Source organism: Ochrobactrum sp. A-1, assembly GCF_022488005.1.
Classification (GTDB): Bacteria; Pseudomonadota; Alphaproteobacteria; order Rhizobiales; family Rhizobiaceae; genus Brucella.
In genome coordinates, this window is sequence record NZ_JAKVQC010000008.1 from 1 (window position 1) to 21,244 (window position 21,244).

The following is a 21,244-nucleotide window of genomic DNA, read 5'->3' on the forward strand; positions in this document are numbered from 1 at the left end:
AGCGCGTCGGCACGTCCATCTGCGAGAGGGCGGCCCGGATCAGCAGCAAGGCGAGCGCCAGGGGCAACGTGGGCGCGAAGGCCGCCATCATCAGCAAGATGCTGGACGGAATGTGGGTGAACACCATGGTATTGATGAGCCCGATGTGCCGCGACAGCCAGGCTGCGACGGGAAACGAGAACGCCGACAGCACGCCGGACCAGAAGAAGAACATGCCCGCCGCCGCAAGCGCAAGACAGATCGAATCGCTCGAACAGCCACAGGGCGAGCAGGGACTGGACGACGAAGCCGCCGGCGAAGGCATCGAGGCTGAACAGGGCAGCAAGCTTGAAGACGATGGCACGCGACGGCCCGAGCGCCGACGCCTCTTCAGGCCCGATTGCGCGGCGTCGTCGCGGTATGCGGGCATAAAGAAGACCACCAATCACGCCGACCAGGGCGTAGAGCACGAACATCAGCTTGATGGCGGTCAGCCTGTCGAGGCCCAGGGTGCCCATGAAGTCGGGCATAGCTGCCGCCAGCGCGCCGACGGCGCTTGCGAGCACCCCGACGAGGCTATAGCGCGCGAACATCTTCGTCCGCTCAGCGTCGGTCACTTCACGGGTGAGCGCGGCGTGCTCCAGCGGCACGAACACGCTCACGCTGCCCGCCGAAGGATTGATCGTGCCGACAAAGGCAATCACCAACAGCAACGCGTATTCGTGGACCATCGCCATGGCGATGCCGGTGGCGATCATCAGACCGGTCGCGGCAAGCAGCAGCTGGCGGAGATCGCGCCACACGCCGAGAAGCCCAACCGCGATCGTCAGGAGCGCGGAGCCAAACAGCGATGCCGTCGCGATGATCCCGATCTGCAGCGGCGAAAATCCCAGCGCGAGCAGGTAAACCGGCAACAGGATCGCCACGAAGCCATCACCGAAGTCGCGCAAGGCGCGCGCCGCGAAGAGATAGGTCGCGGGTCGGATCTCCGGCGCAGGTCTGGTGCCGAGTTTCTGCCTTTCGTGCACCTCCTCAGGCCGCCAATCCCATAAACGGGAACGCACCTCCACCCTCTGTGGCACGCCCCTTCAAACCCGTTCCGCTATCGGCTTTGCGCTTCGAGAACCAGACGATCCGCATTTTCCCACCGGATCGCCGCCATGAACGTGTCGACATAGTTCGCCGCGCTGGCGCCGAAGTCGATGTGGTAGGAATGCTCATACATGTCGAGCGCCAGAATCGGCGCGCCGCGGCCAGTGTGTGGCAATGGTCGGATGCCCATTGATTGACAAGCTTGCGGTCGCGCGGCGACCAGGTGAGCAGGACCCAGCCGGAGCCGCCGCCAAGCGCTTTGCTCATGGCAACGAACTCGCTGCGCCAGCGCTCATAGGAGCCGAAATCGCGGGCCAGCGCGTCTGCCAGTGTCGTTCCCGGCTCGCATTGATCGCCCAAGCCATCGAAGAACAGCTCGTGCAGGATCATCGAATTCATCGCGACGAGCTGCTCGCGCTTCAGTCCATTGACGACAAAGCCGGGCGCGGATGCGTAGTCGAGCTCGGCGAGCTGCTCCTCGATGAGGTTCAGGCGTTTGACCGCGCCGCTGTAGTTGTTCTCGTAATGGCTGATGATGAGGCGTTCCGACATGCCTTTGATGCGCGCCGGATCGCAGCCGAGCGGTTTGATGCTGAAGGGCATTGTTCCATCTCCCATTCAAAGTAGGTTTGATCCAGGGGCTCACTCCGAGCCTCCGTCCTGTCGTGATAGGGCTGTCGCCGTAAGCTCGGGCGTCTCCTCAGCGTTTTGCGACGCGAACCTTGTCGAGTGCGCTCCTCAGCCCTTGCGCCAGCTTTTCCGCGTCGTCATTGGCCCAGAAGTGCATGAAGAACAGGCGGGGCTCGTCATCGAGCATGTGGTTGTGCAGGGCGGTCACCTCGATTCCGTTCTCGCGCAGTGCCCGCAGAACCGGATTGACCTCTGCCGCGATCAGCACGAAGTCGCCGGTGATCGCGGCCTTGCCGTTTTCCGGTCGGCTGGAAGTTGATGGCGATCGCCGAGCCCATGGTTTCGGGAACCTCCATGCCGCCGTCCTTGATCGGCTCCGCCCGCGGGATGCTGACCTGATAGACGCCGCCATTGATCTTACCCTTATGGCCCAGCGTTTGATCGATGCTTGAAGTGTCGAGGTCGATCGCCGCCGGGGCAGGCGTCGCGCCAGCCGAAGCGGTGGAGAGCGGCGTCTTGCTCTCCACCAAGCCGGCATGAAGGGCGGCGGCGAGCTTCACCGGATCGCCGTGCCCGCTCACGTGCATGTACATCGTTGCCGGCTCGGAGCGCAGCAGGTGATTGTGAAGTGCAGTGACCTCGATCCCGTGCTTGGCCAGCACCTTCATCACAGGGTTAATCTCTTCGTGCGTGAGCACCAGGTCGCCCATCACCATTGCCTCCGTGTCGCCCATGGGCTGAAAGGCGAGCCAGGTGCCGAGCGCCAGCGCCGGTTTGATCTCGACACCGTCCAGCAGGACTTTGAGGTCTGAGCGGGGCAGTCCCACCCGATAGATACCGTCCGGCTGAACAGTGCCCTCCTTGCCGAGCGCCTTTCCGACTGCCTGCCAGTCGGGATCGGCAAGAGCCGGTGTTGCGAGCGAGATCGCGGCGATCAACGCCGTGAAGATCATTTTCTTCATTGCCTAACTCCTCTGTTGGCGCCTCCCCGCCTCGATCAGCCGCCTCTCCTGGAATACCGGGCCGGATTGTCACGCAGCGTCGAAAGCCGCCTGACATCCGGCCGGTCGATAGTGTTCATGCAGCGGGTGGCCAGTTATGGGTTTCCGCCTGACGTTGGGACGCCCAGGCATAAAGGGCGTCATAGATCACGAAGCCGTGCTTCAGGACCTCTTGATCGTCGGGCGTGAGGTCCCGCAGCCCCATCGAAATGGCCAGCAGCCCGGCCGATTGCGGCGTGAGATCGTGGCGGTCGGTATCGGCGCCGCGCACGATGGCGGCGATGGTTTTGATCGCCGGATCGCGGTCTAGGTCGTATTTCGCGACGAAGGCGTCGAAACTGCAGCCGTCCCCGACATGGGTGAGTTCGACGCCCGGAACGTCATAGGGGATGGCGCCGGTCTCCTCGGCGGCGGCGACCACCCGGTCCGGCGGCACGAACAGAAATTCAGGCTCCTTGTCGATGAACCGAGCAACAAGCCAGGGGCAGGCGATACGGTCGATGACCGGACGTTCCCGTGTAATCCATTTCATGCGATCTCTCCTTCGTGTTGCGTATTATCCAAGGAGGAGGCCGAAGCCGAGCCAGCCCAGAAAGCCGGCTCCGACAACGGCCAGAACGACGTTCACCCTGGATTTCCAGAGATAGAGGACGGCCAGAGCGAGCGCGAAGATCACCCCGCCGAGAAGCAACGACGGTAGCCGGTCGACGACGACAAGCGCGAGTTCGACCGTCGTCGCGGCGATCAGACCCACAACGCCTGCGGATACGCCTTCCAGGAAGCTGTGTAGCGTCTTGTTCTCGACCAAGCTCTCCAGACGTTCATGGAAGAGCAGCGAAAAGCCGAAGGCTGGAAGGAAAATCCCGATCGTCATGGCGATGGCGCCGAGCGGACCGCCCCCAAAATAACCGACGAAGGTGGAGAAGATGATGAGCGGTGCGGGCAGGATTCCAGACAGGGCGAGACCGTCGAGGAATTGGGCGTCCGTCATCCAGCCGTTTCCCACCGCGTCGTCGCGCAAGAACGGAATGACGGTGTAGGCTCCCCCAAAGGTCAGGAGACCGGCCTTGAGGCCAGAGAGAAACAGTCCCACCAGCGACGCGTCCTGCGCGATCGATCCATCGGAGAGCGCTGTGCTTTGCTGGGCGCTGTCGAGCAGGCCTGTTGCACTCTCTGGCCCGACCAGGACAGTGAGCACGGTGGCGGCTACCAAGGTGAGGGCCGCAAGTGCATGCTGTTTTCGCACGGCGAAGGCGTAGACCAACCCTGCTGCCGGAAGCGTGATCCAGAAGCTCGCTCCGAGAAATGCTGCGGCACCGCTCACGATCCCGATGCCCCAGAGCCATTTGTCGAGGAGCACGTGCCCCCCAATTCTATGGACAGCGCGCACGATCAGCGCGATCACTGCAACCTGAACGCCAAGGAAGATTGGGCCTAAAGCCGATTGCGTGATGTCGATCGTGAAATAGAGCCACGACAAAGCGAACATCAGGAGGAAGCCCGGCAGCATGAAGCCGAGTCCCGCAAGGAAGCCGCCCATACGCCCGCCCGGAAGCATGCCTATATGAACGCACAACTCGTGCGCCTCAGGCCCCGGCAGCACCTGATAGACAGCAAGGAGGCGATTGAACCGACCGCTGGAGATCCAGCGCTCCTCATCCACGAGTTCTCGCCGGATCATCGCAATCTGCGCGACAGGTCCACCCCATGCGAGGAGGCCAAAGCGCAGGAAGCGCACGAAAATCTGCCATTGCGATAGGGTGGGCACAGTTAGCTCTTGCTGATCAGAAGCATTGCTACCGGCAAGGTCGGGCGTCTGAGTCATGTAGAAATAGGCCTCTTCGGATAAGGAAAACCTTCAATTGGTCAATCGAATTGATACACTTGTTGCATTGTATGGTCCTAATGATACGGTATCAATATGGAAAATGACGTAATTTCGAGCCAATCCGCAGCGAAGTGGCTTCTTCTGATTCATCAGATCCCGACCAAGCCGGCCTACTTCCGGGTGAAGGTCTGGCGGCGGCTGCAGGGCATCGGGGCAGTCGCGGTCAAGAGCACCGTCTACGCGCTGCCTGCGACCGCCGAGACGCAGGAGGACTTCGCGTGGCTCCTGAAAGAGATCGTCGAGGGCGGTGGCGAAGCCATCGTCTGCGAGGCGCGTCTGATCGACGGCTTTTCGGACGACCAGGTGCGGGCGTTGTTCGATGCGGCGCGCGACGCCGACTACGACGAGATCGCCAGGGACGCGCGAGCGCTCGTGGCAAAGCTCGATCAGCCAGAGGTGGATGCGGCCGAGGCGCGTAGCCAGCTCGGCCGGCTGCGCAAGCGGCTTGCCGACCTCGCGGCGATCGACTTTTTCGGGGCAAGCGGCCGCCTGTCGGTCGAAGGCGCCATCGCGGAACTCGAAGCGCGCCTGGTGGAGGATAAAGACATGATTGAGAAGCAGCCGGAGGCCGCGCACATACGAGACCTCAAGGGACGGGTTTGGGTTACGCGCAAGGGCGTCTTTATCGACCGCATCGCCTGTAGCTGGCTGATACGCCGTTTCATCGACCCGGATGCTGTCATCCGCTTCGTGCCGGGCAAGGGCTATATCCCGAAGCCGGGGGAACTGCGCTTCGACATGTTCGAAGGCGAAATCACCCATGAGGGCGACCGCTGCAGTTTCGAGGTGCTGCTTGCCCGCGCCGGTCTCGACGACCCGGCACTGCAGGCGATCGCCGAGATCGTTCACGACATCGACCTGAAGGACGGCAAGTTCGGCCGCGAGGAAGCCATGGGCATTGCTGGGCTGATCGCCGGCATCGCCATGGCTCATGCGGACGACGAGGAACGCATCGCTCAGGGCGCTCCGGTCTTCAACAATCTCTACCAGTATTTCCGCAAGCAGCGCTGATGAGACGCAGGGATGGACTCAGAACGGGCTCGAAAGTAACGAAGCCCAATCATCCAGCTTAGCACTGCGCCTGATCACGAACCCCATTCGCCGAAGCATGACGCATGAGCGTCCGATACACAGTCGGTCGTGAGATCGAGAAAACCTCGGCAAGGTCGCTGATCGAATAGTCGCCAGTGTCGTACATGCGGCGTAACTCCTTCTGCTGACGATCGGAAAGCTTCGGCTTTTTGCCCCGCAGCTTTCCCTTGGCGCGCGCGACCGCCATGCCCTCGCGCGTTCGCATTTTGATGAGGTCGGCCTCGAATTCAGCAAAGGTGGCGAGGATGTTGAAAAACAGCTTGCCCATCGGATCGGTTGGATCATGGACGCTCCCCCCGATCTGCAATTTGACTCCCCGACCTGAAAGTTCATCCCCTATTGCTCGGGCGTCCGGCACGGAGCGGGCAAGCCGGTCGAGCTTGGGCACCACCAGTGTGTCGCCGCTGCGCACCGCCGCGAGCGCCTGATCCAGGCCCGGCCTGGCCCGGTTTGTGCCGGTAAAGCCGCGATCGGTGTAAATGCGATCAGCAGCCACGCCGAGCTTCAGCAAGGCGTCTTTCTGTGCCGCGAGGTCCTGCTTATCGGTCGAGCAGCGGGCGTAGCCGATGAGAGCGTTCATCATGCCCGAATCTGTAACGTAAGGGGCTCCTTCAATGCAAGAAATATAGTACCATTCATATGAGACAAACGCTTATCAGGCGCAGCAAGGGTTTTCGGCTTTTCGAGATGGAGCGGAAAGCGTGTCCGTTGACCGATCCTCTTGCGGACACAAGACCAAGCGACCCCATGGTCGCATGCAGATTGCCCTGCCGATAACTGGCGTTCTAGGTTCGTTCTTCAACTTGGCCAAAATCCCAGCTTCGAGCCGACAGGGCCTATCTGCTCGATGAGTTCGCCGCCCTCGGCCATCTGGCCCCCGTCGAGCGCGCAATGGGCCTCATGGCCGGCTACGGCGTCCAGCTCTGGCCCATCCTGCAGGACGTTCACCAGCTCCGCGCCACCTACGGCCAACGCGCCGGCACCTTCCTGGCGTCACGACACGAAAGTGGCGAATCTGTCCGACTTTTAAGAACGTATCCGGAACTCAGGTTGGTTTGACCGTGGTTGTCGTTGCTTTTTCGGCCTTGAGAGCTTCGTAGAGGGCGGTTTTCCCTATTTTCACGCGGGCCGCGGCTTCCCGGACGTTCAAACCGGCCGCCAGATGCTGGCGGGCTTTGGCAAGTTTGTCCGGGGTTACGACGACTTGTCGGCCACCGCGTCGGCCGCGTTCCTCTGCGGCTTGCAGACCGGCACGTGTTCGTTCCCGGATCAGATCGCGCTCGAACTGTGCCAGCGCGCCGAACAGGTGGAAGACCAGGCGACCGCCGGATGTCGTGGTGTCGATGTTTTCGGTGATGGATCGGAAGCCGACGCCTTTGGCCTCCAGTTCGGTGATGATCTCGATGAGGTGCTTCATCGACCGGCCGAGGCGGTCGAGCTTCCAGACTGTGAGCGTGTCGCCGTCGCGAACGTAGCGGATCGCCTCAGCCAATCCGGGGCGGTCAGTCTTCACGCCGGATGCCTTATCCTCGAACAGCCTTTCACAACCTGCTTTGCGCAAAGCGTCGAGTTGCAGGGCGGTGTCCTGCTCGCCGGTGGAGACCCTTGCATAGCCGATAGAGGTCATGAGACGTGGTTTGTCCGTTTTTCCGTTGAATTCGGACATTGTCCGATTTGCCGTTTCATGACAAGGTTTGCGGACAAGAACTGTGGATGCCGCGAAACGTTCGTTTGTCGGACACGCATTTTCCGTTTCGCTGCACTCTCCGCGGCGAAACGGGAAGATCAGAGAATGGCGCGAAGAGCATTACTGAGCGAGGCATGGTGGCAACAGGCGACGATCATCCCGGATAACGAAAGGGAGATCGCCAAACATTACACGCTGGATCGATCGGATCTCGACCTGATCATGCGACAGAACAAGGCCTCGAACAGACTGGGCCTCGCCTGTGTTCTGGCCACGCTACGATACCCTGGCCGACCGCTTGCGGATGGCGAGGTCCTGCCGGCTGGCGTCTTACGATTTCTGGCGCGGCAGATCGGCGTCGATCACCATGAGATCGATCGTTATTTCGAGCGCCCACAGACGCGGCGCGAGCATCTGGCCCTGCTTTTCTACAGAATGCAGATGCGTCCGTTTGTGCCTTCGGACGTGCGGGCACTCACAGGCTGGCTGACACCTGCCGCGCAAACCCTGCGCCAGGCCGATGTATTGGCGGATATGGTCGTGGAAGAACTGCGACGCAGGAGAATTCTTTTGCCAGCGCGGCCAGCGCTCGAAGCCATCATTCATGTGGCAATCAGGCGCGGCATTCGTATTGCTCATCGGGCCTTGGCCGGCGGGATCTCAGAAGGCCAAAAGCTCGATCTGGACAAGCTTCTCGATCCGCGTGAGGGGACAAGCGTGACCATTCTTGCCTGGGCGAGAACGCCGGCATTGTCGCCAGCCGCCGTCAACCTCGACAGAATTGCCGAGCGCATTCGTTTTCTCCGGTCTCTGAACCTGCCGACGACGTTGATGGATCGAATTCCGGCCAAGGTCTTTGACGAATTTGCTGCAGAGGGGACGCGAATGAGCGCGCAGCATCTGCGCGACCTTAACACCGAACGCCGACATGCTGTCCTGGCTGCAACAGTGCTCCACCTTTCCCGCCATCTCACCGATTGCGCGATCGACATGTTCAAGAAACTCATGGGCATCCTGACGCGGCGAGCCAATAACCAGGCGGCTGCTCGCGTCACCCGATCCGTTCGGGAAGTGCAGACGCCGTTGAAGGACGTTTCAAAAGTCTGCCATGCGATCATCAAGGCCAGAGAGAAGGGTGAGGACATGGCCAAAGCGCTTGATCTGGTCATCCAATGGCCAGCTTTTGCAACCAGTGTCCAGGCGGTTGATACGCTGATCGCGCCGGATGTTATCGACGGTAAAATCGAAATGCTCCAGCGCTATCCGACGATCAGGAAACTGGCGCCACAGTTTCTCTCCACTCTCGTGTTCCGCGGTCACGCAGTGGCGGCGAACCTCTTGCGGGCGCTATCCGTGGTCGCGGGTCTATATCGTACGGGCAAAAGGACCATACCCGACAAGGCACCGATCTCCTTTGCGCCGAAGGGCTGGATGCCTCTCATACTCAAAGATGGAAAGATTGATCGCAGGGCTTATGAGCTTTGCCTTTTCAGCGAATTGAAGCGCCGGCTCGATGCGGGCGATATCTGGGTGGAAGGAGCCAAACGCTTCCAGTCTTTCGAAAGCTTTCTCATTCCCACGCCGACATTCGAGCTGATGCGTGAGGAAGGAGCGCTTCCAATCGCCGTTGATACCGATGTCGAGACTTATCTTCGCCAACAGCGCCAGCTGCTGAACGATGGACTGGCTGACCTCTCGCGTCTGGCCGCAGCCGGCGAGCTCGACGATGTAGAACTGACCGGGGCGGGGTTTAGCGTCACGCCGCACAAGGCTATGTTTCCGGATATCGCCAAGTCGCTGAAGCTAAAGGTGGAAAGCCGTCTGCCTGCGATCCGCATCACTGACCTTTTGCTCGAGGTTGACGCCCGAACGGAATTTTCGAACGCCTTTACCCATTTGCGCAGCGGTCGGACGGCCGACAACAAGCTTGCGCTCCTCACCGCCATCCTGGCGGACGGCATCAATCTCGGTCTCACGAGAATGGCGGACGTTTCCCCCGGCATTACGATGCGCCAACTCGCCTGGGCGCACGACTGGCATATTCGCGAGGAAGGTTACACGGCCGCGCACGCCATTCTCGTCAACGCCCAGAGGCAATTGCCTCTGGCAAGCTTGTGGGGCGATGGAACAACGTCATCCTCCGATGGCCAGTATTTTCCGGCGGGCGGACACGCCGAGGCGATCGGCGACCTCAACGGCCGCTATGGTCCCAACCCCGGCGCCAAATTCTACCGGTTCACCTCTGACCAGTACGGCGCTTTCTACATCATCGCCATGAATGCCAATGCGAGCGAAGCCATCTATGTCCTCGATGGACTGCTCTATCATGGCAGCGATCTCGCCATCGAAACCCACTATGTCGATACCGGCGGGGTAAGCGATATGAGCTTCGCCCTTTGCCATCTCGTTGGTTTCCAGATTGTGCCTCGGCTGCGCGGTCTCAAGGATCGCAAGCTCTATCTCTTCCCGGGCGACGCGCCTCCCGAAAACCTGGCGCCGCTCGTTGGCGAGCACATCAACGTCGAGCGGATCAAGGCAAACTGGAACGACATCCTGCGGCTGGTCACGACGATCCGTTCCGGGCAGGTTCGGCCTTCGACCCTGTTGGCAAAGCTGTCCGCATTCCCACGCCAGAACGGACTGGCGTTGGCGCTACGCGATCTCGGTCGCATCAATCGGTCCATCTTTCTGCCCCAGTGGTGGCAGAACCCCGAAATGCGCAGGAACGCGACGGCCGGCCTCAACAAGAGCGAATCCCAGAACACCTTGGCCCGCGCACTGTTCTTCAATCGCCTCGGAGAATTGCGCGACCGGACTTTCGAGAGCCAGTTCTACCGAGCATCTGGACTGAACCTGCTAATCAACGCCATCGTCTACTGGAACACACTCTATCTCGAACCGGCGTTCGCCGAGCTCAACCGCGAGGGCATTCCCACGCCGCTTGACATCATCAAACACATTACCCCACTCGGCTGGCAGCACATCAGTCTCACCGGCGATTACATCTGGACCCCAACAGACGGCGTTGATCTCAGGCCATTGCGGCGCGAAACATCTATCCTCGCAGCGTGATCACCATACGTTCTCAAAAGTCGGACAGATCCAACACTTTCGTGTCGTGACGCCCTGATGAGGTCCGCAACCTGCCGCAGCATGTCGAATTGCTGTTCCTCGCCGGGCAACGGCCGATCGTCGCCGGAAAGCTCGCCTACTATGCCGATCCCGAGTTTCGGGGCCTGTATGACGCTGCCTGACGTGACAGGAAGCGGACCCGGCGCTTTGCGCCGGGACTTTGTTACGAACGGCCCTCCGGCTCTCTACGGCGCTATTGGGGAGCGCGTTCGCCTCCGTGCCGGCGCGGCTTGCGCCGCGATCCACCGCCGACCTGGTGCAAGCTCTATTCAGGGAAACGCCCGGCCGCGACGACAGCCCCCCGGCCGGCCCGCTCTCATCATCTAGGGCCGTAGGGACGGCCGGGGGGGCGGGCCACACACGCAAGCATTAGCGTATTTAGCTATTTACGTATCAACGTGCATAAGGCTCGATCGGCGGCAATCCGTGCTGTGCCAGAACCGCCGAAAGCCCGGCCTCGGCCATCGCCTGAATTGTCGTCCCCTCTGCATCCGCGAGCTGGCGAAGGCGCTGCCAGTCCGATCGCCGGACCTTGACCGTAAGCGCGACAGTCTCGCCCCCTCCCCTCTTTCGCCTCGGCGTCGGGATTTCCACGGCCGGGCGATCGTCCTCGATCGCTGCAAGGCTGGTGGCCTCCGCGCCGGCCTTCGGGCGGGTGAAGGCCGCGAGGCCGGTTGCTTTCTTTGCCATAGGTTTCGCTCCTTCAATACGCGCTTACGTATTCAGCTATTTACGTTCTAACGTGCTTTTAATCCACGCCCACAAAGCCCGGATTTCCTCCGCTGCTTTCCCTTCGGCCTCGAACTCCGTCACGGCGCTGCCAGTCGTGACGGCGCGGGCGAACGCGCGCCGGTCGGTAATCTCGCCGGGAACGATCGGCAGTCCGTAGGCTTCCAGCGCCGCGCGCGTCTCCCCGATCTCGGGCGCACGGAAGGGGCAGGCAGACAGGACGAACGCGCCGCGCACCTTCGCGGCCGCCACGATCTCGACGGCGGCCGGGACCGCAGCGAGGTCAAACGCGGACGGTCGGACCGGAATCAAGACCAGCTCCGACCTTCGGGCGATCTGGCCGGCCGCCGGGGCGGCATGGGGCGGGGCGTCCACTACGGCCAAGGTCATGCCCTCGCCCTCGGCCGCCCTAAGCGCGGCGTCCAGCTCCCCGGCCTGCGCCGTGGCCACGATCGGCGTTCCGGCTTCCCGCGCGCTCGCCCATGCGGTCGCGCTCTCCTGTGGGTCCGCGTCGATGACGCAAACCCGTTCGCCGGTCGCCTCGGCCGCCACGGCGGTATGAACCGAAAGCGTGGTTTTTCCGCTCCCGCCCTTCTGGCTCAAAAACGCAATGACGTTCATGCGTCAATCCTTCTTTGCGTGAATACGTATTAAAACATATAGCTAAGGACGTTACTACGTCTTTAAGCTAGTGCGGCCATTCCTCGGCCAGCCAGTCGCGCGACGTGTGGATGACGCGCACGATCACGACGCTTTCCCGGCCCCCCACGTCCCGCAGCTCATAGGCGATGATGTAGGGATGCCGGGCGAGGGACTTTTCATAGGTTCCGCTCACCCGCCCCGGCCGGCCGGTCGCAAATTCGCCGAGCTTGTTCCCGGCGTCCTCGATCGCGTCCACGACCCGTTCGGCAGCGAATGGGTTGTCCTCTGCGATATAGCGCAGGATTTCGAGGTTATCCCGCTGCGCCTCAATCGACCAGACAACCGGCCTCATCCGCGCGCGGCTTTCCGGCGCTTCGCTTCCTCGATAACCTCACGCATTTCCGCGACGGCCTGCGCATGGGGGATCACTCGGCCGGCCGCCGCATCAGCCATGCCGCGCTTGATACCGTCGATGATTTCAAGCTCGCGATCGACATAGGCGGCGACGGCCTCGCCGGCGAGGAAGGATTTGCTTCGCTGCGTGTCGTTCGCGATCCGGTCGAGCTTTTCTTTCACATCGGGCCTAACCCGAATCGTCATGGTGGTGCTGGCGGTCATGGAAACGCCTCCGTGTGTTGAATTGTGTACACTCTAGCACGTTTTCCCGGCCGCCGCCATCGCCTTCTAACAGGGTAATACGTTTACACGTTAATACGTATTAACGTAAATAATTAAGCGCCGACCTTGTCCCTCACTCCCTCTCGAATGCCCATAGGACGCTGGCCGCAGGCGCGAACGGTGCGGTTTGGGCGGTGATGGTGCCGCTTTCCGATCCGCCCTATAAGCGAATCGGAACCGCCGCAGGGCCGCGAAAGCGGCCCGAACAGCGGCGACCGCTTATGTTTTCCCTCTTAGATAAAGATCAGATGGGGATTCAGTCTGGTTATCGGACTCACGTTTCATGAAGCTTTTCGCCATGCGCACAAGGGCCTGTCCTAGCGGGCTATCGCCGGCGTCGATCTGCGTTCGCTCATCGAGGGGCAGGGTGGTCTTGTAGGCGTCGATTGCCTCGCTCCAAGCCCGCTGATCCTGTCCATGATCGGCGGGCGGGGGAGGGGCCTTGCCGAACCGTCCAAGGAACTGCCGGGCCTTCTCCGGCAGGGACAGGCGATAGGCGTTGCTGGCCTGCTGCACCTGTGGGCCGCGCCCTTCGTTCCCGGTCGGCTCATAGCGCCGCAGCCAGTCAATGAAGCCATGCGCCCGCAGGTTCTTCAGCGCCCGCACGATCGTATCGCGCGACCGGCCTAGCCGATCCATAATCGTGGTGATTGACGGCTCAAGCCGGCCGGTGCGGAAGTCGATGAGATTGACGAACAGCCGCAGCACGTCCAGCGCCACCGATCCTAGCGGCCCGCTGCGCTCGCCCTTCTCGTGCAAGCCGGCCTCGTTGTAGATTTCGGCCGCCTTCAAGATCGCCTGCACGTCCTTGCGCGTCGTCGGCCGCCATATGCGGCCCTCCGATCGTCCCCGGATATGGCTATGCCGGCGAACTGGCGTCGGGCATCGCTCGGCCGGGGGCATGACCAGGCCAAGCCCGGCCTGTCCCGATCCCCGCCACGCCTCGCGGCGCTCATGGGCGAGCGTGGAGAGCTGCCCGGCGTCTTCCTCGGTGAGCTGGCCAGCGCTGTAGCGCGTCCATACCTCCCGCATGATCTCATCAAGCGCGCTTACGCGCGCGCAGCCGATCGCGGCCGCGATCTGCGTCCTCAACATGCCTGTCATCCTTCCATTTGAAGGACATGACGGCGCGGACGGCAGGCACGACTTCCCTCTTTCCGCAAGAATCAATCTTGCGGATTGGAGTGCTGTAGCGTAGATAAGGGGAGAGCTTTGGCCCCGTCTCTACGGTGTGTCTGACGGCCTACAAAAACGCTCGACCGCGCCAACGGTCGGGCGTTTTGCCGTTATGTCCCTTGCTTCGCTTCGATATAGAACCTCAACGCTTCCTCGATGATCGGCGAGCGCGATGACGCGCCCCGTTCTTCCTTGATCCGGTCAAGTCGCGCGACCAGCTCAACGGGAAGATCGGTGTTTACGAAGGTGCGGCCAGCCTCTCGCAACCTTTGTCGGTGCGCGGCCACGTCCCTCCGAATCCTATCAGAATCGCTTTTCATCGTTACTAGAAAGACCCGAAACCGCCCGATTCTGCAACCCTTTGCGTAAGGGGGCGCGAAAGGCACTACTTCTAGGGCCGGCAACTAAACGTGGTTACGTCAATGCGTATTCACGTTAATGCGTTCTCAAGCGCCCGGTAGAGGGTGGCGCGATGCACATTCAGGAGCCGGGCGACTTCCGCAACCGGCTTTTCCTCGTCCCTGATGAGCTGGCGCGCGTGCGCGATCTGCTCGGCCGACAGGGCAGGGGACGGCCCGAACCGCACGCCTCGGGCTTTCGCCGCGATCCGGCCGGCGCTCGTGCGCTCCACGATCAAGCTGCGCTCGAAATCCGCGATGCCGGCGAACACGGTCAACACCATGCGCCCCGCCGGCGTCGTGGTATCGGCCCACGGCTCGGCCAGCGAACGCAGGCCAGCGCCGGCCTCCTTGATCCGCTCCGCGATCGCCAGAAGGTCGCCGGTCGATCGGGCGAGGCGGTCTAGCCTGGTGATCGTCACCACGTCGCCGGCGCGCAGATGGTCGAGCATCCGCGCCAGCTCGGGCCGGTCCCGCTTCGCCCCGGAAGCCTTTTCCTCGAAGATGCGGACGCAGCCGGCCGCGCCCAGGGCGGCCCGCTGCGCATCGAGGTCCTGGCCGCGAGTCGAAACGCGGGCATAGCCGATGAACACGCGGCCGGCGTCGGAATCTGGTTGGCGGTTCACGGCTTCCCCCTGTCGCAAATCATGTCGCAAGTTTTCTATCACTTGCGACAAAGACATGCGACACGAAAAGCCCTGATTTTCCGGGGGTGGCCGATCTGTTGCAGGTTTTACGACTTACGCGACAAGGCCATGAAATGACGCAAACGTATAGCGTCGCTTGACACTATACGTTTCAGCCTGATAGTGACGGCACATGAGAATCCGAAACGTGGTCCATAAGGGGTTGCGCCGATTCATCGAAGATGATGACGCCACCGGCTTGCAGGCGGCCGTAGTGCCGAAAGTCCGTCGCATCGTCACCTTCCTGCAAGATATGGAGCGGGAAGACGAGCTGCGCACGGTCCCGAGCTGGAAGGCCCATCAGCTCACCGGCGATCGAAAAGGCACCTGGAGCCTGTTCGTTACCAAGAACTGGCGGATCACGTTCCGGATCGACCAAACTGAAATCGAGATCATCGACCTCGACTATGAAGATTACCACTAGGAGGTGGCTATGAGTGCGATGCAGGGCATCCGTATGAAAAACCCCGCCCACCCCGGCGGCTTCGTCAAAAGTGAGATCATAGAGCCTCTTGGCCTTTCGGTCACGAGCGCGGCGCAAGTTCTAGGTGTTACGAGGGCGGCGTTGTCGGCCATGCTGAACGAGCGCGCGCATCTTTCCCCGGAAATGGCGCTCCGGGTCGAGAAGGCTTTCGGCGTGTCGATGGATACGCTCATGCGGATGCAGAACAGCTATGACATTGCCCAGGCCCGCAAGCGGGAAGGGGAAATCAACGTCGCGCCCTTCAAGGGTAAGCCGCTCGATCCGCAAGCGGCACTGATCTGAACCGGCGACAATAGGAATACAGCCGCGCAAAGCGCGGGTAGGGGCTTTGTATGAAAAGTTTGCTAGAACAACTTCCGTCAATCGTCGCGGAAGGCAAGAAGGAAGCGGAGCGCGTTATAGAGCGTGCCGAGAGCAACTATCGCCTCGGACTCCAAACACGCGAGCTTGTTATTCCATCGAAAGATACAGATTGGAAAAATCTGTTTTCCGGAATTAAAGACACCCCAAGCGATCATGCCAGCAGGTTAATTTACGGCGACAATCTTCTTGCAATCGCTGCGCTGCTTGCCGGAAGCGAAGACAATGAATCGCTTAGAGGTAAAATCGACTTAATTTATATTGATCCTCCATTTGATAGTAAGGCTGACTATAGAACATCTGTTAAATTACCGTCATTTGATAGTGAAACTGGAAATATCCTTATAAGTCAAAAGCCAACTATTATTGAGCAGTTTGCATATACAGACACTTGGCGCGACGGTGCATTTTCATATCTGCGCTCTATGGTTCCACGGCTATCGTTAATGCGCGAATTACTTAGCCCAACAGGGTCAATATTCACACATATTGACTGGCATGTTGGTCATTACGTTAAAATACTAATGGACGAAATTTTCGGAAAACAAAACCTCCGGAATGAAATTGTCTGGTGCTATCACGGCCCCGGATCGCCCGGAATGCGCCAATACAATAGGAAACACGACACGATATTTTGGTACTCAAAATCCGATGAATGGATTTTTCAGGACCAAGATATTCGTGAGAAGCATAGTGAGAAGACACTTGGGAATTTCAAGTCCGGATTAGAAGGCTCTGGATTTATAGCTGACGACTACAGCTTGGAAGAAAAGGGGAAAATTCCTGAAGATTGGTGGGTGATGGCTATTGCTGGCCGTTATCCTGTCGATGGGCGCAAAAGGGTAGGGTATGACACCGAAAAACCGTGGCCACTCATTGAGCGTATCGTGAAAACAGCTTCAAAGCCCGGCTCCATAGTTGCCGACTTCTTTGGAGGCTCTGGGGTGGTCGCGGCCGTAGCGGAAGCAAATAACCGCAAATGGGTCGTATCAGATATAGGCAAACCAGCCTGTATGATTATGAGAAAGCGGCTCATCGACCTCGATGCTAAGCCGTTTCTTTATCAGCACATTGGCGACTATCAGGTTGAACAGATGCGCTCCACGATGGGGAGCCGCTTCCGCATCGGTGATCTGGCTGAAATCGTGCTCGGCCTCTATGGCGCGCTTCCGTTGCCCGTCGAGGAAAACCCGAACAAGAACATGGGTCGGATTCAAGGAAGCAAAACGCTCGTCCTCGCGGACAGCCCCAACAAGATGACCGGCCTCGCCACGCTGCGCCGTGCAATCGAAATCCGCGACAACCTCATGGGCGGGTGGGATAAGGTCGTTATCCTAGGATGGAATTTCTCCCCCACGATCGGCCATGACATTGAGGCACTGGGGCAGGGGGACCGACTGGAAGTGCTTGTGATCCCGCCCGATCTGCTCGACCGGCTGAAGAAGAAGGGGCACAAGCTCAAAGCCGACGAAGTGCGTTTCTCGTCGCTACAATATCTCAAGCTCGGCTCAATCGCGCGCGACCGTCAGGGCGACAATGAAGCCCTTTCTGTTTCGATCGCCAACTATGTGCTGCTATCACCCGATGCTTTGAACCTTGACGAGGCCAACCGGGAAAAACTGCAAAATGTCATCAACGCCGATCCGCTGGCATTGATAGAATATTGGAGCGTCGATCCTGACTATGACGGCGAGGTGTTCCGCTCTGTGTGGCAGGACTATCGCGGAAACACCGAGAACGATGCCGATGCCTATCGCGTCGTCACCACGGCCCGGCTTACCGGCCTTCCCAAAAAGGCCGGCCCGCGCCGCGTCTGCGTGCGCGTGGTCGATGTGTTCGGCTTCGAGGCCGAAGCGACAATCGAGGTGGCATGATGGCGAGCATCAACGATCTTTCGCTTGCCAAGGGATTGACCGCCAAGGTCGAAGACGCCTGCGCCGGCCTGGAAAGCGGCGAAGCACCTATCCTAGATCATGTCTCGGAGATCACGGCCGAGCTGTTGAAATGGTGGTTCCAGACTGAATTTCAGGACGCCCGCACCTTCAACTTCCATCCTGGTCAGCGGCAAGCCCTGCTGAACGTGATCTATGCCCATGAGGTTTTGGGCATTGCGTCCCTGAAAGACCTCTACCAGATCGCCGCCCCTGACGTGATGCTGACCAGCACGCGAGATTCCGAAATCATCCGCGCGCCGAAAAACGCCTATCCGAAATATTGCCTGAAAATGGCGACCGGAACGGGAAAGACCTGGGTGCTGCAAGCCCTTATGGTCTGGCAGATTCTCAATGCGAACCGCGCGCCGGATAGCGACCGCTACACCAAAAACTTCCTCGTCGTAGCCCCCGGCCTGATCGTTTACGATCGGCTGCTTGACGCCTTCATGGGGAAGGAACGTGACGGCAAGCGCGATTTCTCGATTTCCGACCTGTCGGTCTTCCAAGAATTGTTCATTCCCGATTCCTACCGGGATGAAGTTTTCCGCTTCGTTCAAGGGGCAGTCTGCCCGAAAGAGGACATTGGCCGCAAGGTCACGGCCGGCGGCATCATCGCCATTTCCAATTGGCATGTGCTGTCGGAAGAAGGCGAACCGCTTGAAGATGAGGAAATCACCGCGCCGGGTGAATCCGCCGATCCGAAAGCCGTTGTGCAAAGCATCCTTCCCCTGACGCCCGGCACCAACCAAGGCAATGATTTGAACGTGCTGAACCGTCGCTATGAGCGCGGCGGCATCCTCTCCTACCTGAAAGACCTGCCCGCGCTCATGGTCTTCAACGACGAGGCGCACCATATCCACGAGTTCAAGCGGGAAGGCGAGGTGACGGAGGTTGAATGGCAAAAGAGCCTCAACCTGATCGCGGAACCCAAGGGCCGCCGCTTCGTCCAGGTGGACTTTTCGGCCACGCCTTATAACGAGGTCGGGACTGGCCGGAACAGCCGGAAATCCTATTTCCCGCACATCGCCGTTGATTTCGACCTGAAGACGGCCATGCGCACCGGCCTGGTCAAATCCCTTGTCCTCGACAAACGCTCCGAAATCGGCGCGCTGAGCCATGAGGAACTGGATTTCAAGGCCGATCGGGATGAGAACGGCAACCCCATGCTGTCCGAAGGGCAGCGTATCATGTTGCGCGCCGGCCTGACCAAGCTCCGGAAGCTGGAAACCGATTTCGCCGCCCTCGACCCGGACAAGCATCCAAAAATGCTGGTGGTCTGCGAGGATACCACGGTGACGCCCCTTGTTGCCGATTTCATGCAGCTCGAAGGGCTGGCCGACGACGAAGTGTTGCGCGTCGATTCCAACCGCAAGGGCGAGCTGAAGCCCGACGAATGGAAGGTGCTGCGCGAACGCCTGTTCGACGTGGACCGTCACAAATCCCCGCGCGTCATCGTGAGCGTGCTCATGCTGCGCGAAGGCTTCGACGTGAACAACATCTGCGTCATTGTCCCGCTGCGCGCATCGAGCGCCGGCATCCTGCTTGAACAGACGATCGGGCGCGGCCTGCGTCTGATGTGGCGCGGCAATGAATACGACGACATAAAGCGGGAGAACCGCCAGCTCATTCGCGGCGGAAAGACACCCTCCAACATGATCGACATTCTTTCGATCGTGGAGCATCCGGCGTTCCAGGGCTTCTATGACGAGCTGATTCAGGAAGGCTTGGCGGCTGAAGCAGATGATGACGACGACGAGGCGAATGGCAGCTCGACCGGCGACCTGATCTCGGTTGGCCTCCGGCCGGGCTTCGAGGAATACGATTTCGCCATACCCTTCATCCTGCGGGAACAGGTCGAGGCGCTGGAAGATACCCATATCGACCCCTCGAGCCTCGCGCCGTTCGGATCGTTTTCGCTCCAACAACTCAAGGGGCAGATCGGCCAGGGCGAGAAGTTCCATTCCGAAGACGTGCAGGCGAAAACGCGCTTTGGCGACTATCGCGTGCATGGCGGCGTGATGACCGCGACGGGATATAATGACTACCTGGCCCGGATCACGCGCCGGATCACGGAAGCCGTCACCCTGACGGATACCACAAACAGCTCGAAGGCTTTCGCCAACGCCAGCAAGTTCCCCTATATCCAGATAAACCGGGCCGAGATGGCCGAGGGCATCGACACCTTCATTCGTCGGCACCTGTTCGGCCAGGAGCTAGACCCTCTCACGGATGAGAACTGGCGCGTCCTGCTGATCGACCCGGTGACAGAGCACATTATCAAGGTGTGGGCGCGCGCCATTCTCGAAGCGGAAGACAGCGTGATTGTCGCCAATGCCGAGGTCGCGCATCGGCGTCTTTCGGAAGTGCCCAAGCTCGCCATGCGGGAGGGGTCATCGCTGGCCGTCGAGAAAGCTATCTATCTGCGCCTTCCCTACCCCTCGCGGAACGGCGGCCTTGAACTGGCATTTATGGAAACCTGCGAGCGTGACGCCAGCGTTGAAGCCTTCTGCAAGATCAACGAGCAGAAACACACCTTCGCGCGCCTGCGATACATCAAGGAAGATGGGCTTCCGGCGTTCTATTCGCCGGATTTCTTCGTGAGAGCAAGCGGCGCGATTTATCTGGTGGAAACAAAGGCACAAGGCCAGCTCACCAGCCCGAACGTGCTGCGCAAGCGCAAGGCCGCCGTTTCATGGTGCGACCGGATCAACGCCCTTCCTCCGGAACAGCGTAGCGATTCCGAATGGCACTATGTCCTTCTCGGGGAAGACACCTTCTATGGCTGGCGAGACAAGGGCGGCTCGATCGCTGATCTTCTTGCCTATGCCCGGCTGCGCCCTGTCGAAGACAAAGGCCAGGCTAAGTTCGCCTTCTGAACTTCACGCCGGGGCAGCAATCTATTGCCCCGGCGCTTTCACGGTGATGGTGCAACGCTGATCCTCGCCGGCCGTGCGCGCGGCCTCCCAACAAGCCGCTACCGCCTCCCTGTTCACTTCAAGGAGCTGATCGGCCGACGCCACGCGCTGCCATGCTTCCGGGCTGCCGAACGCCATGAGGCTCATGCCGGCCTGCCACGGCCTTTCGCCCATGACGACGCTGGCGACACGCGGCGCGGCCGAGAACGGCAACAGGCGCGGAAGGAACAGCATCACCAGCGCGCCGGCGAGCAGGCCGATAGCGAAGGCGACGACAAGCCACCAATTTTGACGATCGCGCTCCCGCGCGCTGGCGACGTGCGCCGAAAGATTGCGGCCGGCGCGCTCGAGGTCGGCCGCCTGCCGCTCGAGCTGCTGCGCGGCGGTGCGTATCAGGGCCTCGCCGCTGCGCTCGAGGAGCGCCGCATAGTGCTGCGCGCCCTGCTTGAGAATGGGCGATTGCTCTACGCCGTGCATCCGCTCCGCAACATTGTCGAGCGCCTGCACGAGCTGGGCGAGCTGGGGCTTATAGTCCTGCGCCGGCTCGATCTTTTCGAGCTGGTCAAAGGCCGCTTCCAGCCCGCGCCGCATCACGGTCATTTCCGCGCCGATCTGCGCGCCCTGCGTCTCGATCGTGCGCCGTAGCGCGTCGAACGCGGCGGCCGGATCGCCGGCGTCCTCGTCCAGTGCTTCCGGCTCGATTCCTTCCCTGTCGTCGTCCAGCTCCGCCATGTTCTCCGT

Annotated in this window: 18 protein-coding genes and 5 pseudogenes; 8 read left to right on the plus strand and 15 right to left on the minus strand. The window is 60.5% G+C overall.

From position 1 onward, the window contains the following. From MKS82_RS27180 to MKS82_RS27200, 5 genes and pseudogenes are all read right to left on the minus strand, one after another. A pseudogene (locus MKS82_RS27180) lies at positions 1 to 965 on the minus strand (MFS transporter); the annotation flags it as partial. A gap of 116 nt (positions 966 to 1,081) precedes the next feature. Further along, positions 1,082 to 1,674 (minus strand): annotated as a pseudogene (locus tag MKS82_RS27185) (superoxide dismutase). 97 nt (positions 1,675 to 1,771) lie between these two features. Further along, a pseudogene (locus MKS82_RS27190) lies at positions 1,772 to 2,663 on the minus strand (DUF1259 domain-containing protein). A gap of 115 nt (positions 2,664 to 2,778) precedes the next feature. Continuing rightward, positions 2,779 to 3,234, minus strand: coding sequence for a chromate resistance protein ChrB domain-containing protein (locus MKS82_RS27195; protein ID WP_035227954.1), 456 nt, complete (start codon positions 3,232 to 3,234; stop codon positions 2,779 to 2,781). A gap of 24 nt (positions 3,235 to 3,258) precedes the next feature. After that, positions 3,259 to 4,527, minus strand: coding sequence for a chromate transporter (locus tag MKS82_RS27200; RefSeq protein WP_191321058.1), 1,269 nt, complete (start codon positions 4,525 to 4,527; stop codon positions 3,259 to 3,261). A 96-nt stretch (positions 4,528 to 4,623) separates the two neighbouring features. Between MKS82_RS27200 and MKS82_RS27205 the strand changes: the two genes are divergently transcribed. Further along, positions 4,624 to 5,601 carry a chromate resistance protein ChrB domain-containing protein gene (locus tag MKS82_RS27205; protein ID WP_051796645.1) on the plus strand — a complete coding sequence of 326 codons (978 nt, stop codon included), beginning with the start codon at positions 4,624 to 4,626 and terminating at the stop codon, positions 5,599 to 5,601. Positions 5,602 to 5,659: 58 nt separating this feature from the next. On the opposite strand, the gene MKS82_RS27210 is transcribed toward MKS82_RS27205, so the two are convergent. Beyond that, positions 5,660 to 6,265, minus strand: coding sequence for a recombinase family protein (locus MKS82_RS27210; protein WP_035227952.1), 606 nt, complete (start codon positions 6,263 to 6,265; stop codon positions 5,660 to 5,662). A 254-nt stretch (positions 6,266 to 6,519) separates the two neighbouring features. On the opposite strand from MKS82_RS27210, the pseudogene MKS82_RS27215 reads away from it, so the two are divergent. Further along, positions 6,520 to 6,678: pseudogene (locus MKS82_RS27215) on the plus strand (type IV secretory system conjugative DNA transfer family protein); the annotation flags it as partial. Between the two features lie 49 nt (positions 6,679 to 6,727). Here MKS82_RS27215 and MKS82_RS27220 read toward each other — a convergent pair. After that, positions 6,728 to 7,309 (minus strand): recombinase family protein, encoded by a 582-nt coding sequence (locus tag MKS82_RS27220; protein WP_109614887.1) that lies wholly within the window; start codon positions 7,307 to 7,309, stop codon positions 6,728 to 6,730. Positions 7,310 to 7,474: 165 nt separating this feature from the next. Here MKS82_RS27220 and MKS82_RS27225 point away from each other — a divergent pair, with 165 nt between their 5' ends. Both MKS82_RS27225 and MKS82_RS27230 read left to right on the plus strand, forming a co-directional pair. Beyond that, positions 7,475 to 10,441, plus strand: a complete 2,967-nt coding sequence (locus MKS82_RS27225; RefSeq protein ID WP_109614870.1) for a Tn3 family transposase — start codon at positions 7,475 to 7,477, stop codon at positions 10,439 to 10,441. Positions 10,442 to 10,494: 53 nt separating this feature from the next. After that, positions 10,495 to 10,623 (plus strand): annotated as a pseudogene (locus tag MKS82_RS27230) (type IV secretory system conjugative DNA transfer family protein); the annotation flags it as partial. A gap of 271 nt (positions 10,624 to 10,894) precedes the next feature. On the opposite strand, the gene MKS82_RS27235 reads toward MKS82_RS27230, so the two are convergent. From MKS82_RS27235 to MKS82_RS27265, 7 genes are all read right to left on the minus strand, one after another. Beyond that, on the minus strand, positions 10,895 to 11,191 hold the full coding sequence (locus MKS82_RS27235) for a hypothetical protein (RefSeq protein WP_006473490.1): 297 nt from the start codon (positions 11,189 to 11,191) through the stop codon (positions 10,895 to 10,897). 36 nt (positions 11,192 to 11,227) lie between these two features. Next, positions 11,228 to 11,851, minus strand: coding sequence for a ParA family partition ATPase (gene parA, locus MKS82_RS27240; RefSeq protein ID WP_210845937.1), 624 nt, complete (start codon positions 11,849 to 11,851; stop codon positions 11,228 to 11,230). A 67-nt stretch (positions 11,852 to 11,918) separates the two neighbouring features. After that, a complete protein-coding gene (locus MKS82_RS27245) occupies positions 11,919 to 12,224 on the minus strand; it encodes a type II toxin-antitoxin system RelE/ParE family toxin (protein ID WP_210845936.1) in 306 nt (101 codons plus the stop codon). After that, positions 12,221 to 12,490, minus strand: coding sequence for a CopG family ribbon-helix-helix protein (locus MKS82_RS27250; RefSeq protein ID WP_006473479.1), 270 nt, complete (start codon positions 12,488 to 12,490; stop codon positions 12,221 to 12,223). The genes MKS82_RS27245 and MKS82_RS27250 overlap by 4 nt, the downstream gene beginning before the upstream one ends. Positions 12,491 to 12,769: 279 nt before the next feature. Further along, positions 12,770 to 13,645 (minus strand): helix-turn-helix domain-containing protein, encoded by an 876-nt coding sequence (locus MKS82_RS27255; protein ID WP_216333533.1) that lies wholly within the window; start codon positions 13,643 to 13,645, stop codon positions 12,770 to 12,772. A gap of 191 nt (positions 13,646 to 13,836) precedes the next feature. Further along, positions 13,837 to 14,013 (minus strand): CopG family ribbon-helix-helix protein, encoded by a 177-nt coding sequence (locus MKS82_RS27260; protein ID WP_240579517.1) that lies wholly within the window; start codon positions 14,011 to 14,013, stop codon positions 13,837 to 13,839. A 143-nt stretch (positions 14,014 to 14,156) separates the two neighbouring features. Beyond that, positions 14,157 to 14,717, minus strand: a complete 561-nt coding sequence (locus MKS82_RS27265; RefSeq protein ID WP_210845950.1) for a recombinase family protein — start codon at positions 14,715 to 14,717, stop codon at positions 14,157 to 14,159. Between the two features lie 226 nt (positions 14,718 to 14,943). On the opposite strand from MKS82_RS27265, the gene MKS82_RS27270 reads away from it, so the two are divergent. The 4 genes from MKS82_RS27270 to MKS82_RS27285 are packed head-to-tail and all read left to right on the plus strand — an operon-like array spanning position 14,944 to position 20,464. Then, the gene (locus tag MKS82_RS27270) at positions 14,944 to 15,234 is read left to right on the plus strand and encodes a type II toxin-antitoxin system RelE/ParE family toxin (protein ID WP_025091540.1); all 291 of its coding nucleotides are present in this window, start codon (positions 14,944 to 14,946) and stop codon (positions 15,232 to 15,234) included. 9 nt (positions 15,235 to 15,243) lie between these two features. Then, positions 15,244 to 15,576 carry a HigA family addiction module antitoxin gene (locus tag MKS82_RS27275; RefSeq protein WP_240579518.1) on the plus strand — a complete coding sequence of 111 codons (333 nt, stop codon included), beginning with the start codon at positions 15,244 to 15,246 and terminating at the stop codon, positions 15,574 to 15,576. A gap of 50 nt (positions 15,577 to 15,626) precedes the next feature. After that, positions 15,627 to 17,528, plus strand: a complete 1,902-nt coding sequence (locus tag MKS82_RS27280) for a DNA methyltransferase (RefSeq protein ID WP_240579519.1) — start codon at positions 15,627 to 15,629, stop codon at positions 17,526 to 17,528. A gap of 35 nt (positions 17,529 to 17,563) precedes the next feature. Further along, positions 17,564 to 20,464 carry a DEAD/DEAH box helicase family protein gene (locus MKS82_RS27285; RefSeq protein WP_240579520.1) on the plus strand — a complete coding sequence of 967 codons (2,901 nt, stop codon included), beginning with the start codon at positions 17,564 to 17,566 and terminating at the stop codon, positions 20,462 to 20,464. Positions 20,465 to 20,485: 21 nt separating this feature from the next. On the opposite strand, the gene MKS82_RS27290 is transcribed toward MKS82_RS27285, so the two are convergent. Next, the gene (locus MKS82_RS27290; RefSeq protein ID WP_240579521.1) at positions 20,486 to 21,235 is read right to left on the minus strand and encodes a DUF6118 family protein; all 750 of its coding nucleotides are present in this window, start codon (positions 21,233 to 21,235) and stop codon (positions 20,486 to 20,488) included. Positions 21,236 to 21,244 lie beyond the last annotated feature (9 nt).

Excerpts from the sequence above, each read along its gene's own strand:
- MKS82_RS27195 (WP_035227954.1), bottom strand. The coding sequence starts at position 3,234 with ATGAAATGGATTACACGGGAACGTCCGGTCATCGACCGTATCGCCTGC.
- MKS82_RS27200 (WP_191321058.1), bottom strand. The coding sequence starts at position 4,527 with ATGACTCAGACGCCCGACCTTGCCGGTAGCAATGCTTCTGATCAGCAA.
- MKS82_RS27205 (WP_051796645.1), top strand. The coding sequence starts at position 4,624 with ATGGAAAATGACGTAATTTCGAGCCAATCCGCAGCGAAGTGGCTTCTT.
- MKS82_RS27210 (WP_035227952.1), bottom strand. The coding sequence starts at position 6,265 with ATGATGAACGCTCTCATCGGCTACGCCCGCTGCTCGACCGATAAGCAG.
- MKS82_RS27220 (WP_109614887.1), bottom strand. The coding sequence starts at position 7,309 with ATGACCTCTATCGGCTATGCAAGGGTCTCCACCGGCGAGCAGGACACC.
- MKS82_RS27225 (WP_109614870.1), top strand. The coding sequence starts at position 7,475 with ATGGCGCGAAGAGCATTACTGAGCGAGGCATGGTGGCAACAGGCGACG.
- MKS82_RS27235 (WP_006473490.1), bottom strand. The coding sequence starts at position 11,191 with ATGGCAAAGAAAGCAACCGGCCTCGCGGCCTTCACCCGCCCGAAGGCC.
- parA (WP_210845937.1), bottom strand. The coding sequence starts at position 11,851 with ATGAACGTCATTGCGTTTTTGAGCCAGAAGGGCGGGAGCGGAAAAACC.
- MKS82_RS27245 (WP_210845936.1), bottom strand. The coding sequence starts at position 12,224 with ATGAGGCCGGTTGTCTGGTCGATTGAGGCGCAGCGGGATAACCTCGAA.
- MKS82_RS27250 (WP_006473479.1), bottom strand. The coding sequence starts at position 12,490 with ATGACCGCCAGCACCACCATGACGATTCGGGTTAGGCCCGATGTGAAA.
- MKS82_RS27255 (WP_216333533.1), bottom strand. The coding sequence starts at position 13,645 with ATGTTGAGGACGCAGATCGCGGCCGCGATCGGCTGCGCGCGCGTAAGC.
- MKS82_RS27270 (WP_025091540.1), top strand. The coding sequence starts at position 14,944 with ATGAGAATCCGAAACGTGGTCCATAAGGGGTTGCGCCGATTCATCGAA.
- MKS82_RS27275 (WP_240579518.1), top strand. The coding sequence starts at position 15,244 with ATGAGTGCGATGCAGGGCATCCGTATGAAAAACCCCGCCCACCCCGGC.
- MKS82_RS27280 (WP_240579519.1), top strand. The coding sequence starts at position 15,627 with ATGAAAAGTTTGCTAGAACAACTTCCGTCAATCGTCGCGGAAGGCAAG.
- MKS82_RS27290 (WP_240579521.1), bottom strand. The coding sequence starts at position 21,235 with ATGGCGGAGCTGGACGACGACAGGGAAGGAATCGAGCCGGAAGCACTG.